This is a genomic window from Oscillibacter valericigenes (assembly GCF_016902445.1).
Classification (GTDB): domain Bacteria; phylum Bacillota; class Clostridia; order Oscillospirales; family Oscillospiraceae; genus Oscillibacter; species Oscillibacter avistercoris.
Genome location: NZ_JACSNX010000018.1, coordinates 37623 through 54972 on the forward strand (window position 1 = coordinate 37623; position 17350 = coordinate 54972).

19 protein-coding genes are annotated in these 17350 nt (G+C 63.9%); 3 read left to right on the forward strand and 16 right to left on the reverse strand.

Annotated elements, in window-relative coordinates:
• From ybeY to H9X91_RS10720, 4 genes are read right to left on the reverse strand one after another with little or no spacing between them, the layout of a single operon-like run.
• Complete coding sequence (gene ybeY / locus H9X91_RS10705) at window positions 1–495, reverse strand: rRNA maturation RNase YbeY (protein ID WP_204804955.1); 495 nt, start codon at window positions 493–495, stop codon at window positions 1–3.
• Window positions 495–1496 carry a PhoH family protein gene (locus H9X91_RS10710; protein WP_204804956.1) on the reverse strand — a complete coding sequence of 334 codons (1002 nt, stop codon included), beginning with the start codon at window positions 1494–1496 and terminating at the stop codon, window positions 495–497. Before H9X91_RS10710 ends, ybeY begins: the two co-directional genes overlap by 1 nt.
• A complete protein-coding gene (locus tag H9X91_RS10715; RefSeq protein ID WP_204804958.1) occupies window positions 1496–2707 on the reverse strand; it encodes a sporulation protein YqfD in 1212 nt (403 codons plus the stop codon). Before H9X91_RS10715 ends, H9X91_RS10710 begins: the two co-directional genes overlap by 1 nt.
• A gap of 4 nt (window positions 2708–2711) precedes the next feature.
• The gene (locus H9X91_RS10720) at window positions 2712–3002 is read right to left on the reverse strand and encodes a YabP/YqfC family sporulation protein (protein WP_204804960.1); all 291 of its coding nucleotides are present in this window, start codon (window positions 3000–3002) and stop codon (window positions 2712–2714) included.
• Window positions 3003–3102: 100 nt separating this feature from the next.
• Here H9X91_RS10720 and H9X91_RS10725 point away from each other — a divergent pair, with 100 nt between their 5' ends.
• Window positions 3103–4023 carry a nucleoside recognition domain-containing protein gene (locus tag H9X91_RS10725; RefSeq protein WP_204804962.1) on the forward strand — a complete coding sequence of 307 codons (921 nt, stop codon included), beginning with the start codon at window positions 3103–3105 and terminating at the stop codon, window positions 4021–4023.
• 76 nt (window positions 4024–4099) lie between these two features.
• Here the strand turns inward: H9X91_RS10725 and H9X91_RS10730 are convergent, their stop codons facing one another.
• The 7 genes from H9X91_RS10730 to H9X91_RS10760 form a co-directional block, all read right to left on the reverse strand.
• Window positions 4100–5041, reverse strand: coding sequence for an ABC transporter permease (locus H9X91_RS10730; protein ID WP_204804964.1), 942 nt, complete (start codon window positions 5039–5041; stop codon window positions 4100–4102).
• Window positions 5041–6186 carry an ABC transporter permease gene (locus tag H9X91_RS10735; protein ID WP_204804966.1) on the reverse strand — a complete coding sequence of 382 codons (1146 nt, stop codon included), beginning with the start codon at window positions 6184–6186 and terminating at the stop codon, window positions 5041–5043. The genes H9X91_RS10730 and H9X91_RS10735 overlap by 1 nt, the downstream gene beginning before the upstream one ends.
• A gap of 6 nt (window positions 6187–6192) precedes the next feature.
• Window positions 6193–7701, reverse strand: a complete 1509-nt coding sequence (locus H9X91_RS10740; RefSeq protein ID WP_204804985.1) for an ABC transporter ATP-binding protein — start codon at window positions 7699–7701, stop codon at window positions 6193–6195.
• Window positions 7702–7889: 188 nt separating this feature from the next.
• The gene (locus H9X91_RS10745) at window positions 7890–9044 is read right to left on the reverse strand and encodes a BMP family lipoprotein (protein WP_204804967.1); all 1155 of its coding nucleotides are present in this window, start codon (window positions 9042–9044) and stop codon (window positions 7890–7892) included.
• Window positions 9045–9597: 553 nt separating this feature from the next.
• Window positions 9598–10314 carry a purine-nucleoside phosphorylase gene (gene deoD / locus H9X91_RS10750; protein WP_204804968.1) on the reverse strand — a complete coding sequence of 239 codons (717 nt, stop codon included), beginning with the start codon at window positions 10312–10314 and terminating at the stop codon, window positions 9598–9600.
• Window positions 10315–10326: 12 nt separating this feature from the next.
• The gene (deoC, locus tag H9X91_RS10755; protein ID WP_204804969.1) at window positions 10327–10986 is read right to left on the reverse strand and encodes a deoxyribose-phosphate aldolase; all 660 of its coding nucleotides are present in this window, start codon (window positions 10984–10986) and stop codon (window positions 10327–10329) included.
• 23 nt (window positions 10987–11009) lie between these two features.
• Entirely contained in the window at window positions 11010–12005 is a 996-nt protein-coding gene (locus H9X91_RS10760; RefSeq protein ID WP_204804970.1) for an MBL fold metallo-hydrolase, read from the reverse strand.
• Window positions 12006–12134: 129 nt separating this feature from the next.
• On the opposite strand from H9X91_RS10760, the gene H9X91_RS10765 reads away from it, so the two are divergent.
• Window positions 12135–13418, forward strand: coding sequence for a S1C family serine protease (locus H9X91_RS10765; protein ID WP_204804971.1), 1284 nt, complete (start codon window positions 12135–12137; stop codon window positions 13416–13418).
• A 54-nt stretch (window positions 13419–13472) separates the two neighbouring features.
• Here H9X91_RS10765 and H9X91_RS10770 read toward each other — a convergent pair whose 3' ends face one another.
• Entirely contained in the window at window positions 13473–14129 is a 657-nt protein-coding gene (locus H9X91_RS10770; protein ID WP_204804972.1) for an HAD hydrolase-like protein, read from the reverse strand.
• A gap of 36 nt (window positions 14130–14165) precedes the next feature.
• The gene (locus H9X91_RS10775) at window positions 14166–15206 is read right to left on the reverse strand and encodes a helix-turn-helix domain-containing protein (RefSeq protein WP_204804974.1); all 1041 of its coding nucleotides are present in this window, start codon (window positions 15204–15206) and stop codon (window positions 14166–14168) included.
• Between the two features lie 279 nt (window positions 15207–15485).
• On the opposite strand from H9X91_RS10775, the gene H9X91_RS10780 reads away from it, so the two are divergent.
• Window positions 15486–16001: a YbjQ family protein gene (locus tag H9X91_RS10780; protein ID WP_204804976.1), complete on the forward strand. Its 516-nt coding sequence runs from the start codon at window positions 15486–15488 to the stop codon at window positions 15999–16001.
• Between the two features lie 84 nt (window positions 16002–16085).
• On the opposite strand, the gene H9X91_RS10785 is transcribed toward H9X91_RS10780, so the two are convergent.
• From H9X91_RS10785 to H9X91_RS10795, 3 genes are all read right to left on the reverse strand, one after another.
• Window positions 16086–16652, reverse strand: a complete 567-nt coding sequence (locus H9X91_RS10785; RefSeq protein WP_204804979.1) for an NADH peroxidase — start codon at window positions 16650–16652, stop codon at window positions 16086–16088.
• 153 nt (window positions 16653–16805) lie between these two features.
• Complete coding sequence (locus H9X91_RS10790; RefSeq protein ID WP_204804981.1) at window positions 16806–16991, reverse strand: DUF4177 domain-containing protein; 186 nt, start codon at window positions 16989–16991, stop codon at window positions 16806–16808.
• An 88-nt stretch (window positions 16992–17079) separates the two neighbouring features.
• Entirely contained in the window at window positions 17080–17229 is a 150-nt protein-coding gene (locus H9X91_RS10795; RefSeq protein WP_204804983.1) for a hypothetical protein, read from the reverse strand.
• Window positions 17230–17350: the final 121 nt, after the last annotated feature.

Sequence of the window (17350 nt, forward strand, 5' to 3'; positions counted from 1 at the left end):
TCACCGTCCGATGCCCAGCTCCCCCAGGATGGCTTCCTCCCGCGCCCGCATCTGGGCCTTCTGGGGCCCCTCGTCCAGATGGTCATACCCCAGCAGATGCAGCACCGAGTGGACCACTAGGTAGCTCAGCTCCCGCCGGTTGGAGTGGCCGTACTCCCTGGCCTGGGCCGCCACACGCTCCATGGAGATCACCATGTCCCCCAGGGGCACCAGGCCGGTGCCCGGGTCCGCATCCTCCGGTGCGGGCAGCTCGCCGGGCATCAGGTCGAACTCCGGAAAGCTCAGCACGTCCGTGGGCCTGTCCACCTGCCGCGTCTCCCGGTTGATAGCATGAATGCCGCTGTCGTTGGTCAGCAGCACGTCCACCTCGCAGGGGAAGTCCACCCCCTCCGCCGCCAGGGCGGTGCGGATGACCCTGCGGATCAGGGCGCAGTTGCCCTGGCTGGCGGCGCCGGGCACGTCGGCGGTGACGGGGATATAATGCCGCTTGGCCATCACTTCCGCCCCTTTCCGCCGTTTTTCGCGGTCTCGTACCGCTCATAGGCCTCCACGATCCGCTGGACCATCACATGGCGGACCACGTCGGCGTTGGTCAGCTCGCAGATACCGATGCCCTCCACGTCCCGCAGGACCCGCATGGCCTCCTTCAGGCCGGAGGCCTTGCCGTCCGGCAGGTCGATCTGGGTCACGTCGCCGGTGATGACGATCTTGGACCCGAAGCCCAGCCGGGTGAGGAACATCTTCATCTGCTCCCGGGAGGTGTTCTGGGCCTCGTCCAGAATGATGAAGCTGTCGTCCAGCGTCCGGCCGCGCATATAGGCCAGGGGGGCCACCTCGATGTTGCCCCGCTCCAGGTACTTCTGATAGGTCTCCGCTCCCAGCATGTCGAAGAGGGCGTCGTACAGGGGCCGCAGGTAGGGATCCACCTTGCTCTGCAGGTCCCCGGGCAGGAAGCCCAGCCGCTCGCCGGCCTCCACCGCCGGGCGGGTGAGGATGATGCGGTTCACCTGCTTGTCCCGGAAGGCCTGGACGGCGGCGGCCACGGCCAGATACGTCTTGCCGGTGCCCGCCGGGCCCACGCCGATGGTGACGGTGTTCTTCAGGACGGACTTGATATACTCCTTCTGGCCGATGGTCTTGGGCTTGATGGGCCGGCCCTTGGCGCTGATGCACAGCACGTCGCCGGTGAGCTCCGTGATCTGTGCCTCCTTCCCGCTGCGCACCAGGCCGATGACATAGCGGACATTCTGCTCGCCGATGGGCTCCCCCCGGGAGGAGAGGGTCAGCAGGGCCTGGATGGCCTTGCAGGCCAGCATGGTGTTCTCTGCCTCGCCCTCCACCCGGAGCTCTCCGTCCCGGTTCACCACGGTAACAGAAAACTCCTGCTCCAGCAGACGGATGTTCTCGTCAAAGGATCCGAAGATGTTCACGGCCTGCTCCAGCCGCTCGATGCTGATTCGCTGTTCCAAGGTATCACTCCTGTATCTCTCGGGCATCAGCCGCCCGGTTCTTCTGTAGGCTCCGGCGCCGTGTAGATGGGCACGGTCCGGCCGATCTGTTCCACGCACTCCGCCGTCAGGGTCACCAGCAGCCCGCCCTCCGTCCGGCGGGAGGTGCACAGCGTGGAGCTGACGGTGCCGTAGGGGTCCACCAGGGTATGGAGGTAATCGGTGAGGATCTCCTTCCCCCGGGCCTCCGCCTGGGCGGCATCCACCTCCGCCGGCACGGTCTCATAGTAGCGGAGCGTCTCCACCACCGCCGTCACCGGCAGCGGCAGGCCGAACAGGGACCACTGGGTCCTGTTGGTTATTTTATCATAGTTTCCCGCTTCGATGCTACTGTTTGAGAAGAATTTTACCCGATCTGTCCCAAAGATCAGGGACAGGCAGTGCCTCTCCTCCCCGGTGTACTGTTTTTCCTGCACGGTCAGCGGGACCTCAGCGGAAAGGGTGTACCAGGTCCGGGCCTCCACCTCCCCCAGGCCGGCCACGACCCGGGCCCCCACGGTCTCCGTGTCCTCCACGCCGGAGATCAGCAGCTCTCCCTCCTCCACCGACGTTCCCGGCAGCACGCATTTCACACCGTTCAGAGCCTGGATGTCCAGCACCAGTCCGGCCCGCCGGGCCACCACATTGGCGGGGTCCCGTTCGTTTACCATCTCCGGCACCACAGTCCGCTCCCGCACTTCCACATAGGCCCGGCAGCCGGAGACATTCACGGTGATCCACACCAGCTCCGGGACATCCAGCAGCACATGGTTGCGGATGTTCTCCGTGTCCAGAGAGATGCCGAAGGTCCCGATGCCCACGCCCTGCCGTTCCAGGGCCCGCAGGATCTCCTCGTCCGTGACCCGCTCGTTTCCCTCCACTGTGAAGTCCCAGATGAAAAAGGACCCCAGAAACAGCAGCACGCCGCCCAGGGCCAAGCCCGCCAGCAGGGCGTGGCGGCGGCGGAATCGCCCCAGAAAGAAGGGCACCCCTTCCTTCCGCACGATGGTCAGTGCGCAGTCCAGCTTTTTCACCGCCCGGCGCAGCGCATAGTAATCCCGCCGGGTGAGCCGGCAGGTGAAGGCGCTCTCCGACTCCCATCTCATATCCCAGAAGGCCAGGTTCCGGGCCCCGCACAGGTTCAGCACCCGCTCCGGGAAAGGGGACTCCACCCGCACCCACACCTGTCCCTGCAGGCGGTTGACGATCCGGTTCAGCATGATCTCACCTCACCCACTCCACAGCGGCGATCTCCCCGCCGATCCGCAGCTCCTCCGCCGTCATGGCCATCAGAGCCAGCCGCTCGCCCCGGATCCGCAGCACGCCGCCGGTGGTGTTCACGTCGATCTGCGCCTCGCTGTAGGACAGGATGCCCGTGTGATGTTCCAGGTACAGCTGGCGGCTGCCCACCATCTCCAGATGAGGCAGGCCCGCCACCAGGTCCGCCGGCAGGTCGAACAGCTCCGCCACTGTGTCCAGCACGCCGCCGTTCCGGTCCTTTCGATTCCGATCCATATGTTCACCTCTTTCAAACTGTATGCGGCGGGGAGCTGCGTCATGCTCCGGCATAGCCGTCCGGGCCGGGGCATAGGGTGTGTCCAGGAGGTGGTGACTGATGCGGCTCCGTTGGCGGGGGCTGGCCTGTCTGTGCCTGTGTGGTGTTTTGGTCTGGTTTCTGGCGGACGCGGGGGACGTGCGGGCGGATACAAAAGATGCCCTGGTCCTCTGCGCCCGGTCTGTGATCCCGTCGCTGTTCCCCTTTCTGGTGATCTCCTCCCTGCTGCTCTCCCTGGGCTTCGGCCAGCTGACCGCCCCCTGGCTGGCGGGGCTGATGGAGCCCCTGTTCCGCGTCCCCGGCGCCGGCAGTGCGGCGCTGGTGCTGGGTCTCGTGGGCGGCTACCCCATCGGGGCCGGGACCGCGGCGGACCTGTACCGGGAGAGCCTGGTCTCCCGGGAGGAGGCGGAGCGGCTGCTGGCCTTCTGCAACAATTCCAACCCCGTCTTCCTCATCAGCGTGCTGGGGGCCGGCGTGTTCGGCAGCGTGCGGACCGGAGTGTGGCTGTGGCTGATCCACGTGCTCTCGGCCCTGCTGACGGGGCTGGTATTCCGGGGAAGCGGAAAAGCCGCCGTCCGGCGGCCGGTGGCAAGGCCCGCCCCTTTCCAGGCGGTCCGCTTCGTCCCCGCCCTGGTGGGGGCGGTCCGGTCCGCCCTCTCCGGAATGCTGTCTGTGTGCGCCTTCGTGGTGTTCTTCTATGTGCTGGCCAGGCCGCTGGCCGCTCTGGGCGGGCGGCCGGGGCCGGTCCTGGTGGGCGCTGTGGAGCTCTTCTCCCTGACGCCGCTGCTGACGGCGGACCGCTTCGGCCTTGTGCTGGCGGCTGGGGCCGCCGGCTGGGGCGGCCTCTCCGTCCTGTGCCAGACCCTGGCCGTGCTGGAGGGCAGCGGCCTGCGGCTGCGGAACTGCCTGCTGGGCAAGGCGGTCCAGTGCGCCTTCTCTCTCCTGCTGGCAGCCCTGCTGGCAGGATATGTGCTGGGGTAAAAGAGCGCCTCCCTGTTATCGGGTGTGATAACAGGGAGGCATTTTTCGGTCAAAGCGCCGGGCTCTGTGCGGGATCTTACCGCTGGCCCTTGTCGTAGGGGATGCCCTCTGCCTTGGGGGCCCGGGACTTCTGGGACGTGAAGGCCAGCACCACCAGAGAGATGATGTAGGGCAGCATGTTGTACACGGAGCTGGGCAGATTCAGGCTGCTCAGCAGATCGAAGCCGCTGTACACGTTGCCCAGGGCCCGGAAGAAGCCGAACAGCAGCGCCGCCAGGGCAATGCGGGTGGGCTTCCACTGGCCGAAGATCATCACGGCCAGGGCCAGGAAGCCGAAGCCGGCCACGCCGTTTTCGAACTTCCACTCGCTGACGCCGGCGATGATGTAGACGATGCCGCCCAGACCGCCCAGTACGCCGGAGATCAGCACGCCGGCGTAGCGCATCCGGTAGACATTGATGCCCACGGAGTCCGCCGCCTGGGGATGCTCGCCGCAGGCGCACAGCCGCAGGCCGAACCGGGTCTTGTACAGCACCACATAGGCGATCACCAGGGCGATCACCGCCAGCAGCATGCACCAGTTGAACTCAAACCCGCCGATGTCCACCAGGAAGGCCTTCCGGCCGTCCAGGTACTGGATGGTGGAGGACACGTTGTCGGGGTCGGCGGCGGTGTTCATGGCCTTCACGAACACGGTGGCCGCGGCGGTGCCCAGCAGGTTCATGGCGGTGCCCACCAGGGTCTGGTCCGCCTTGAAATTCACGGCCGCCACCGCCAGCAGCAGGGAGTAGATCAGCCCCAGCAGGATGCTGGCCAGCACGGTCAGCAGCACCACCAGGAAGGCAGAGGTGCCGGCAGGCAGGAACTTCATCATCAGTGCGCCGCCCAGGGCGCCCATGACCATGATGCCCTCCAGGCCGATGTTGATGACGCCGGAGTGCTCCGAGAAGCAGCCGCCCAGGGCCACCAGCAGCAGAACGGAGGCGAAGATCAGCGTATATTGCAGCAGCAGTAACATTACGCCTTCCCTCCTTCCTCAGAGCCGGACGCATCTTCCTTGGCCCGGCGCTTCTCCTCCCGCCGGTCCAGCCAGCCGTTCATGAATACCTTGAAGAACAGCACAAAGCCGCACAGATAGATGATCAGGGCGGAGATCAGATCCGAGATCTGGGCGGAGTACATGGTCTTGTCCACATAGGCGCCGCCGTTGGTGATGTGCTGGATGAAATAGGACGAGAAGATGGACCCGATGGGGTTCAGCCCGCCCAGGAAAGCGGCGGCGATGCCGTTGAAGCCCATGGCGGGCACAGCGGACTGGGTGGTCTGCCACTGCTCGAATCCGGAGAGGAACAGGGTGGCCGCGCCCATGCCGGCAAGGCCGCCGGCGATGGCCATGGTCAGGATGATGTTCCGCTTCTCCTTCATGCCGCAGTACTGGGCGGCGTACTTGTTGCAGCCGGTGGCCCGCAGCTCATAGCCCAGCTTGGTCTTTTCCAGCAGGATCCACACCGCCACGGACACCAGAATGACCAGCGGGATGGCGATGGTCACGTACTGGTTGTTGGCAAACAGCGCGCCCAGGCCCAGAGAGGGCAGGATCGCGTCAGGATTGGTGCTGCTCAGGGTAAAGGTGTAGGGGCTTGCCGTCTCCTTCACATTCGTCAGCAGGGCGTTCACCAGATACAGGCTGATCCAGTTCAGCATGATGCAGGAGATGACCTCGTTCACGTTGCGGTAGGCCTTCAGGATGCCGGAGATGGCCCCCAGGATCGCGCCCGCGGCGATGGCCGCCACCAGGCAGACATACCAGGGCATCCCCAGCCCCAGCGCCACATACAGGGAGGCGCCCGCGCCCACCACATACTGGCCGGCGGCACCGATGTTGAACAGGCCCACCTTATAGGCGAACAGCACGGACAGGCTGCACATCAGCAGCGGCGCCGTCTTCACCAGGGTGTTGCCGAAATAGCGCAGCCGGGCGGCGGCGCTGGGATAGTACAGGAAATTCTCCACGATGGTGCGGATAGCCTCTCCCGCGCCGGCGGGATTGATGATCAGCAGCACGATATAGCCGATCAGCAGGCCTATCACGATGCACAGCAGCGATGCCAGCAGAGACTGGACGCCCTTGCTCCGCAGGAGGGAAGTTTTCTCTCGTCTCATGTTCTCTCAGGCCCCCTTCCGTTTGGCGCCGGCCATGTACAGGCCCATCTCTTCTGCCGTGGTGGTCTTGGGATCCAGCTCGCCCACGATCTCTCCCTCATAGATCACCAGGATCCGGTCAGACAGGGACATGACCTCGTCCAGCTCCAGGCTCACCAGCAGCACGGCCTTGCCGGCGTCCCGCTGGGCCACGATCTGCTTGTGGATGTATTCGATGGCGCCCACGTCCAGGCCGCGGGTGGGCTGCACGGCGATCAGCAGCTCCGGGTCCTTGTCGATCTCCCGGGCGATGATGGCCTTCTGCTGGTTGCCGCCGGACATGCTGCGGGCCACCGTGACGGGCCCCTGGCCGGAGCGGACGTCGTACTGCTCGATCAGGTGGTTGGCATAGTCCCGGATGGCCTTCCGCTTCAAAAAGCCCGCCTTGGAGACGAATTGGGGCTCAAAGTACCGCTGGAGCACCATGTTGTCCTCCAGGGTGTAGTCCAGCACCAGGCCGTGCTTGTGCCGGTCCTCCGGGATGTGGCTCATGCCCAGCAGAGACCGCTGGCGGATGGGGGCGTGGGTGATGTCCTGCCCGCAGAGGGTGATCTTGCCGGCCACCAGGGGCTCCAGTCCCGTCAGACCGTAGACCAGCTCCGTCTGGCCGTTGCCGTCGATGCCGGCGATACAGACGATCTCTCCCGCCCGGACCGTAAAGGAGACATCCTTGACGGCGTTGTTGTTGTGGAGCTTGGAGGCCACCGTCATGCCCTCCACCACCAGAATGGGCTCCTTGGGCTTGGCCGGCTCCTTGTGGACCACGAATTCCACGTCCCGGCCCACCATCATGCGGGAGAGCTCCTCCCGGCTGGTGTCCGCGATGTTCACCGTGCCGATGTACTTGCCTTTCCGCAGGACCGTGCAGCGGTCCGCCACGGACATGATCTCGTTGAGCTTGTGGGAGATGAACAGGATGGACTTGCCCTCTGCCGCCAGATTCTTCATGATCTGCATCAGCTCGTCGATCTCCTGGGGTGTCAGCACGGCTGTAGGCTCGTCAAAGATCAGGATCTCGTTGTCCCGGTACAGCATCTTCAGGATCTCCGTCCGCTGCTGCATGCCCACGGTGACATCCTCCACCAGCGCGTCGGGGTCCACCTGCAGGCCGTACTTCTCCGACAGGGCCAGGACCTTCTCCCGGGCAGACTGCTTCTGCAGGAAGCCATGGCTGCAGGGCTCCACACCCAGAATGATGTTGTCCAGGATCGAAAAGCACTCCACCAGCTTGAAGTGCTGGTGGACCATGCCGATCCCCAGCGCGTTGGCGTCATTGGGGTCCTTGATCTGCACCACCTGGCCGTCCTTCTTGATGACGCCCTCCTCCGGCTGGTACAGGCCGAACAGCACACTCATCAAGGTGGACTTTCCGGCGCCGTTTTCCCCCAGCAGAGCGTGGATCTCGCCCCGCCGCAGCTGGAGCGTGATATTGTCGTTGGCGACGATCCCCGGAAAGCGCTTGGTGATGTTCAGCATTTCAATGGCATACTGCTGCTCCAAGCTTACCGCCCTCCTCCTCTTGTATAGTAATTTCTATTGTACTATATCTTCAGGAATAATTCAAAGAAAAAATACAGGAACGCCCGCATTCTTTGCAAATTGCCTCCAGAGGCAAAAAGAGGACGGGCCGAAAGCCCGTCCTCTCCGCTGCAAAGCAGCTGTCTTTACTTGATGTTGCCCGCGAAGTTCACGGTGATGGTGGTGGCGGGCATGGCGGAGATGTCATTGGAAACAGTGACCTCGCCGTCATACATGGCCTTCACCAGAGCCTTGTAGTCGTCCTGAGTGAAGCCGTCGCCCCACTGGGTGGTCTCCATGGGCAGCTGGACATAGTTGGCGGTGGGATCATCGCCGTTCACCAGGCCCAGGGTCTCGATCTTGCCGCCGTAGTTGGCGAAGTTGCCGGCCACGACCTCGCTCAGCATGTGCTTCACGGTCTCGGCCAGGCCCTTCATGGCGGAGGTCACGCACATGCCCTCGCCATAGGTGTTGATGTTGGCGGACTGGTCCACGTCCACGCCGATCAGCTTGCCGCCGACCTTGGCAGCAGCCTCAGCCGCGGAGGTGTAGATGCCGCCGCCGGAGGCGAAGACCACCTGCACGCCCAGGGTCTGGTACCAGTTGTCCATGTAGGCGGTGATGTCGGCGTCGCCGAAGAACTGGTTGCCATAGGCATACTCCATCACGACCTGGTCAGCGATGCCCAGCTCCACGGCAGCGGCGTCAGCGCCCTGCACGAAGCCGTAGCCGAACCGCTGCACGGCGGGAACGGCCATGCCGCCCAGCACGCCCAGGTGGGTGTAGCCCAGCTTCACAGCGGCGTAGCCGGCCATGTAGCCGCACAGCTCCTCCTGGTACACAGCGCAGTACACGTTGGAGGGCAGGGTGTAATCCTCGCCCAGGTCAGCCTGCGCCACATCCAGAGCGATGAAGGTGACGTCGGGATACAGCTCCGCAGTCTCCTTGATGGTCTCAGCGAACGCATAGCCGGGCATCACGATGACGTTGTAGCCGTCGGCCACAGCGGCGTCCACCATGGCCACACGCTCGGCGGTGGAGTCACCGGCGGGCTTGTAGTACTCGAACTGCAGACCCTCGGCGTCGCAGAACTCCTGGCAGGCCTCGTAGGTGGTCTGGTTGAAGGACTGGTCGGTGATGTCACCATAGTCGGTGATCATGGCCACCTGATAGGTGGCATTCTCAGAGGTATCGCCCTCCGCATCGGTGCTCTCGTCAGTGGTGGTATCGCTCCCGCCGCCGCAGGCGACCAGGGACAGGGACATCACCAATGCCAGGAGCAATGCAAGAAACTTCTTCATTGGAATCTACCTTCCTTCGTTTTGTTATCCGCAGGGGATCAGCCCCGCAGGATGACCCCAGCGGGTCAGGCCCATTATATCAACTCTTTCCCACGATTGCAACCGGATTTCCAAATTGTTTTCTTTTCTGCAACAATTTGTCGAATTTCTTGTGGAAAACGGCAACATTTTTTTCGCTTCTGTAAAATTCAGGCCAAATTCCGCAGAAGCGGCTTCCGGTCTGTCTCCGATCCGTTGCCTTTGTTACCGCCGTGTTTCTTCGGCCGCGGCGGGGAAGTCGAACAGGAAGGGGCGCTCAGCGCCCCCGCCCGGCGGCTTTGCCGCCGGGCCTTCCGCTTTCGGCTCCGCCGAAAGCGCCGCTGCGGCGGGCGATCAAACATGAAGGGGGGCTCAGCGCCCCCGCCCGACGGCTTTGCCGCCGGGCCTCTCGCTTTCGGCTCCGCCGAAAGCGCCGCTGCGGCGGGGCGATCAAACATGAAGGGGGGCTCAGCGCCCCCCTTCATACTTCCCCCGCACAGTTGCGGGAGCCTTATCTTCTGTTTGAAAGCATCGCTTACTTCTTCGCCATCTCCACGGCCACGCCCAGGGCGATCTCCATCATCTGGGTGAAGGTGGTCTGGCGGTCGGCGGCGGGCAGCTCCTCGCCGGTGACCAGGCTGTCGGAGATGGTGCAGATGGCCAGGGCCCGCTTGCCCGCCTCGGCGGCGTTGCAGTACAGGGCGGCGCTTTCCATCTCCACGGCCAGCACGCCCATCTTGCCCCAGTCCAGGGTGTTGCCCGCCTTGTTGTAGAACACGTCGGAACTCAGCAGGCTGCCCACATGGGGCTCGATGCCCAGCTTCCGGGCCACCGCCACGGCGGTCTCCAGCAGGGTGAAGTCGGCGATGGGGGCGAAGGTGCCGCCCAGGCCGAACTGGTGGGCATAGTTGGAGTCCGTGCAGGAGCCCTGGCCGAACACCACGTCCCGCAGCTTCAGCTCCGGGGAGATGGCGCCGGCGCTGCCCACCCGGATGATGTTGTCCACATCATAGACGTGGAACAGCTCGTGGGAGTAGATGCCGATGGAGGGCATGCCCATGCCGGAGGCCATGACGGACACCGGGGTGCCCTGATAGGTGCCGGTGTAGCCCTGGACGCCCCGGACGTTGTTCACCAGCCTGGCGTCCTGGAGAAAGGTCTCCGCGATGAATTTGGCCCGCAGCGGATCACCGGGCATCAGAACGGTCTTGGCAAAGGCGCCCTGGGGGGCCTCATTGTGGGGAGTTCCCATGTGTATTCCTCCTTATTTCTGCTCCATGGCCTTCACGGCCTTGACGATGCGGCTGGTGCCCAGGCGGGAGGCCCCCAGGTCGATGAAGTCCTCGGCGTCCTGCAGGTCGGCGATGCCGCCGGCGGCCTTGATCTTCACATTGGGGCCCACGTGTTTGGCAAAGAGGGCCACGTCCTCCTTCGTGGCGCCGCCGGTGCCGAAGCCGGTGGAGGTCTTGATGTAGTCGGCGCCGGAGGCGGTGACGATCTCGCACATCTTGATCTTCTCCTCGTCGGTGAGGAAGCAGCACTCGATGATGACCTTCAGCAGCTTGCCCTTGCAGGCGGCCTTCACGGCCTTGATCTCGGAGAGCAGGTCGTCCCACTTTTGATCCTTCACCCAGCCCAGGTTGATGACCATGTCCACCTCTTCGGCGCCGTTCTCCACGGCGTCCGTGGCCATGAAGCACTTGGCAGCGGTGGTGTCATACCCGTTGGGGAAGCCGATGACGGTGCAGATGGGCAGCTTCCCGTCCACGTACTCCGCCGCCTGCTTGACATAGCTGGCGGGGATGCAGACACTGGCGCAGCCGTACTTCATCCCGTCGTCGCAGATGGCCTGGATCTCCTTCCAGGTGGCCGTCTGGGCCAGCAGGGTGTGGTCACATTTGCTCAAAATCTCTTTCACGTCCATGGAAAGCATCTCCTTTGTATCCTTTATATTTTGTCGCCCGCTCCGGCGAAATATACCCGTTTGCCCCGGATCTCCCGGCGGCAGACCCGCCCCCGGACCTCCAGATAGTCCAGATGGGCCATGGCCTCCCCCACGGCGAAGAACTTCTGGGTCAGGGGGAAGTCCTCCCAGCTCCGGCAGCGGATGCTCCAGCGCATCCGCCCGGCGATCTCATAGGCGGTGAGCCCCGGCGTCTCCCCCACGATCCGCAGCGTGTCCTCCAGCCGGCGGGCGTGGTGGGCCTTCAGCTCCGCCGTTCTGGTCCGCAGATCGCCGGTCTCCGCCCGGTGGGCGGGATACAGCTCCGCCGCGTCCAGCTCCGCCGTCCGGTCCAGGCTCTTCAGATAGTCCCCCAGGGAGTCCTGCACCCCCTGCCAGCGGCAGATGTTGGGGGTGATGTGGAACAGCACGTGGTCCCCGCAGAACAGCCGCCGCGCCTCCGGGTCATAGAGGCACAGGTGGCCCGGGGTATGGCCCGGCGTCAGCACGCACTGCAGGATGCGGCCGCTGTACCGGAGCTCCGCGCCGTCCGGCAGCGCAGTATACAGCCCCTCCCGCCAGGGCGGGGCGGCGGTCTGGGCCGGGTTCTCGCCCCACAGCTCCCGCATCTCCTCCCGGCTGAAGCCGTCCAGCACGTACTCCCGGTACCGCCTCTCCCAGCCGGCCGGGTCCGCGGCGTTCCGAAGGCCCGGCACGTCCAGCTCCCCGATGAAGACCCGGCAGCCGGGCCGGATCAGTTCCGGCGCCAGGCCGGTGTGGTCGCTGTGGAGGTGGGTGCAGAAAATGTCCATCCGGTCCCGGTCCACCCCCGTCTCCGCCAGCTGGCGCTCCATGGCCTCCCGGCAGGGCTGCTGGCGGAAGCCGGTGTCGATCAGCAGGCTCCGCTCTCCGGTGAGAAGATAGCTGTTCAGGTTTTTCAGGGGGTTGCCCGCCAGGGGGATGTCCAGCCGCCAGAGGTCTCTTGCCAATCGTTCCGCCATGGGCCGCTCCTTTTCCAGAATCAGTTCCAGTATATCAGATGTTCCGCCGCCTGTCCAGAGAAGAGGGCCTTGTCAATCTATCCGGCGGGTGCTAAAATGGGGGCGATTTCAAAATTCGGAGGCTACCCCATGAAAAAACGACTCGCATCATTCCTCTGTGCCCTTCTCCTGGTGGTGAGCGCGATCCCTGCCGCCTCCGCTCTGGAGGGGGAGGCGGCCCGTGCGGCGGACACTCTCTCCACCCTGGGTCTTATCGACGCTACATATGACCTGGACGCCACCGCCACCCGGTCCCAGGCGGCGGTGCTGCTGGTGAAGCTGGCCGGCGCGGAGCAGGCCGCTGCGGCCGACAACTGGATCGCCGGCTTCCGGGACGTGCCAGCCTCCATCGCCCAGGAGGTGAACTACGCCGCCCGGCAGGGCTGGATCACCGGCGCCACGGTGGTGGAGTTCCGGCCGGACGCCGCCCTCACCGCCAACGCCTGGAGCGCCTTCCTGCTGCGGATGCTTGGGTATTCTGATAAGGACGGGGACTTCACCGTCTCCGACGCCGCCGGCTTTGCCCAGCGGATTGGCCTCTTCCCCATCGCCTACACCGGCACCCTGACCCAGGGAGACCTGTACGAGATGGCGGCGGACGCCCTGACCTTCTCCTACCGGGACGGCAGCGCCACGGTGATCGGCCGCCTGGTGAGCCAGGGAGCTGTCTCCCGCTCCGCCGCCAATGCCCTGGGCCTGCTGACCTCCGCTCTGACGGCCCGGCAGGCGGCGGACCGCTGCATGGCCGCCGTGTTCCGGCTGGACACCTATGAGTCCCAGGAGTATGTGGAGGAGGGTCTGGTCACCGGCGAGGCCAGCGGCTTCTTCATCTCCGTTGACGGGCTGGCAGTCACCAACTACCACTCCATCGAGGATGCGGTCTATGCCACCGCCACCCTCTCCACCGGGGATGTCTACGAGGTGGACCGGGTGATCTACTACGACCCGGACATCGACATCGCCGTGATCCGCATCTCCCGGACCGCCCTGGAGGGCCATGACACCACTGCCTTCGCCGCCCTGGACATCGCCCCCTCCGGCACCGGCGACCTGCGGGTGGGCGACACGGTCTACGCCATCGGCAACCCCCTGGGGCTGGGGCTGGCGGTCAGCTCCGGCGTGGTCAGCGCCACGGCCCGGGAGGTGGAGCGGTACGCCCTGCCCTGTGTCATGAGCACTGCCGACATCTCCGAGGGCAGCAGCGGCGGCGCCCTGCTGAACGTCTACGGTCAGGTGGTGGCTGTCACCTCCGGCGCCTATGTCTACGGCAACAGCATGTACCTGGCGGTGCCCATCGACCCCGTCCTCACCGCCGACCTCACTGGCGAGGGCCTGACCCTGGAGGAGGTCCTTGACGCTGAGGCCGTGGGCTGATCATCCATCCAAAAAAGAGACGCCTTCAAAAGGCGTCTCTTTTTGCGTGTCCGCTCAGTGGGTCAGGATGAATCGCTCCAGCTCCTCCGGCGTCCGGACCACCGCCACGGCGCCACTCTCCGCCAGCTCGCCGGGGGCGGCGTAGCCGAAGAACTCCACCCCGGCGCAGTCAATGCCGCATTCTCTGGCCCCCAGCACGTCGAACTTCCGGTCCCCCACCATCAGGATCTCCGGCTTCTGTTCCTCCGTCAGTCCCAGGCGGCGCATGGTCTCCCGGATCACGTCCGCCTTGGTCCAGTCCCCCACAGGCGGGCTGCCGGTCACCACCGCCAGGGACGGTGTGAAGCCGAACCGCTCACAAATGGGCACGCACAGGCTCTCCGGCTTGGAGGACGCCAGGGCCAGCACATAGCCCCGGGCCTTCAGCTGGGCGCACAGGTCCGCCATACCGGGGGCGGCCATGTTTTCGAACTTTCCGATGGGCTCGTACCGCTCCCGAAAGGCGGCGATGGCTTCCGCCGCCCGCTCCGCCGAAAAGCCGCAGAAGCCGGCGAAGGAGTCCTGCAGGGGCGGGCCGATGAATTTGATGAGGGTGCTCTCCGGCGGCACCGGCTCCCCCAGCTTGTCAAAGGCATACCGCAGGCTGTTGAGGATGCCCTCCTTGGAGTCTGTCAGCGTGCCGTCCAGATCAAAGAAAATATAATGGTACATGAACGTCTCCCCTTATGTCTTGCGGGGGAGATTTTATCATGTTTCGCCCTGTTCCGCAAGAGGGGGCCGCCGCTTTTTCCGCCGCACCAGGGTCCAGGCCAGCACCCCCGCCCCGGAGACGGCGCCGGCAAGCACCACGCCCTGCCGCAGCCGGACCCAGAGGCCCACGTCGGCCTCCAGCCGGCCCCGCAGAATGGTCCAGCTCTCCGGAAAGCCGCTGCGGACCATCTCTTCCCCATATTGGGCGATCCAGGGGGACAGGGCCCGGTCCAGCTGGCCGTCCGCCAGGAACCACAGCCCCGCCAGCAGCACCGCCCACACCAGCCACGCCAGCCAGATCTGCCGGGTCCGCCGCAGGAAGCGGTCCCCCCGGCGCAGCGCTGGCCGCAGCCGCTCCGGCACCCACAGAAGCGACGCCGCTTTCCCCGCTCGGCGGCGCAGCCGCCATTCCATCCCGGCGCACAGCAGTGCCAGGCCCACGGCGAAAATCAGGGGCTTCCAGGTGTCCCCGGCGTAATAGACCCGCATCCCGGCGTCATCGATCACCAAGTCCCCGATCCGGGCCAGCCGCAGCAGCGCCCACCACTGGACAGCGGAGGCGATCAGCAGCTTGCGGTACAGGTTCTCCCAGGTCCCGGTGTCCAGGGCCACGTCGCCGTACCGGGCCGGGTGGGCCGCCAGCACGTAGCCGATCCATAAAAGGCCCACCGACACCGGCCAGGCCGCCAGGCTGATGTAGGCCACCTGAAATGCCGCCAGCACCGCTAGGGCCACCGCCCCGGCGAAGCAGACGTCGAACCGGGTCCGCAGCCGCAGCCGCAGCAGACGGTCCCGGGCCTCTCCGCCGCTCTCCGCAGGCCGGCCCCGCAGGGTCTCCCCCGCCAGAATGTCGTCGGCGGTGACGCCGTACAGCTCCGCCAGGGCGGGCAGCACCGTGATGTCCGGCAGTCCGGCGCCGTTTTCCCATTTGCTGACGGTCTTGTTGGAGACCCCCAGCTGGTCCGCCGCCTCCTGCTGGGTCATGCCCCGGGCCTTCCGCAGTGCCGCCAGATACGCCCCGGTCTTTTTCGTGTCCATAGGCCGCCCTCCTCTCTGCTCCCAGCATACCGCAAGCCGGCCCGTTTGACCATCCCCCGCCTCAGAATTTTGTCTGCGGAGCGTGGAATCCGGCCTGGATAGCAGTCCAAACACTATGCAGCCAGTCAATTGTTTTTCGTTTTTCATTTCGATATAATGATTGGCATATCTTCCACATGCAAGCAATGCACTGAACAACACGCATGCGTCAAATCATAAAGCCTATCTTTCGGGATTCTATGCGGAATCAGGGCACATTTTAGAGAGGAAGCGTGAATTATGGGACTTCTGGATGTTGTAAATGTCTGTACATCATGTAAAAAGGTTCTTGTTCAGATGGCGGGTGGAAAATGCCCAGACTGCGGCGGTGACACGATCAGCCTGATACATACGCCTAAATCTTGGAATACTTTGACTGACGAGCAAAAGCAAGCCGTCATTGAAAAAGCTTTCCAAAAAGTTCAGAAAGCGCAAGATCCAAGTGCATCTCCCGAAGATGAGTGCCCCATTACAACTACAGACAGTTTTGAAAATAAAGAGATTGAAAAATATTTGGGCACTGTCAGCGGCACGGACATTTATCTCGTAGGCGGGGTATTGGGGGGTGGTCTGGCAAATCAAGAAAATCTATTTGGTACAGCTTTCACTGCCGCTAAATCCAGGATGCTGGAAAAAGCACGTCTACGCGGTGGAAATGCCGTAGTGGGAATGTCTCTAAGTGTAACCCCCGCTGCGACAAATAATGTTTTCGTAATTGTGACTGGAACTGCTGTTAAGTTAAAAGACAAAACCTGAACAGGGCAGGGAGTGTTCCCACCTTCTTTCCAAAAAAACTCCCCCCGGCGGTGGCCGGGGGGAGTTTTCGTATGGACTCTTGAATTAGCCGAAGTAGCGCTTCAGCAGGCCCTCGAAGGCCTTGCCGTGTCTCGCTTCGTCCCGGGCCATCTCGTGCACGGTGTCGTGGATGGCGTCCAGGTTGTACTGCTTGGCCAGCTTGGCCAGCTCGAACTTGCCCAGAGTGGCGCCGTTCTCAGCCTCGACCCGCATCTCCAGGTTCTTCTTGGTGGAGTCGGTCACCACATCGCCCAGCAGCTCCGCGAACTTGGCGGCGTGCTCGGCCTCTTCCAGAGCGGCCCGGCGCCAGTACTCGCCGATCTCGGGATAGCCCTCGCGGTAAGCCACGCGGGCCATGGCCAGATACATGCCGACCTCGGTGCACTCACCGGTGAAGTTGGCGTTCAGGCCGTCGATGATCTCCTTCTGGACCTCAGCGGGAACACCCTCGCCAAAGGACTTGCCGACGCCCACAACATGCTCGGCGGCCCAGCTCAGCTCGCCCTTCTGCTCGGTGAACTTGGAGCCGGGAACACCGCACTGGGGGCACTTCTCGGGGGGATTCTCACCCTCGTAAACGTAACCGCAGACAGAGCAGACCCACTTCTTCATAGTAAATGTCCTCCTTCTATACTTATCTTTTAAATTTGAAAACCTTTTTTCCTCAGTCCCCTTGGGACAGTTTGAGTATAACAGGATATTCTAATATTTTGAAGTTGCTTTTGCAACTTTTAGAAAACTTTTCCGGAATTTTATCTTAGGAATTTACACCTCCCGTTCAAAGATCAGGTCCACCATGCTGATCCCGCCGTGGCCCGTAAAGCTCACCGGAAAAAAGCCCACGTACCGCCAGCCCTCAGCGGCGTATTTGTCGATGCGTTCCCGGTGCTCTCGGGAACCGGACAGGAACCCGCCGCCGGTATCCACAGGGATATACTTGTACTGATACATGTGTTTCCTCTCCTTTCCTGCAAACCGCTGTCCTGCAAAAACAGCGGGGAGTGGGCCTCCCCGCCGTTTTGATTCGCGCAAGATTTTGTCACTTCTCCTCCGCTGCCTGCAGGGCCTTCGCCTCGGCGATGGCCTTCTCCTGGGCTGCCGGCGGGCAGTCGCCCCACAGGCCGCTGTGCGCCCTGCGGGGACCCCGCATTGGACTCAAATCGTCCGAAATGAATTCGGCCGATTTCAAGATTTTGCCTCTGGCAAAATGCTTGGACGCCGGACTCCCGGCGGAGAAGCGCGGACTGCCTTTCTTACTTCTCCTCCGCCGCCTGCAGGGCCTTCGCCTCGGCGATGGCCTTCTCCTGGGC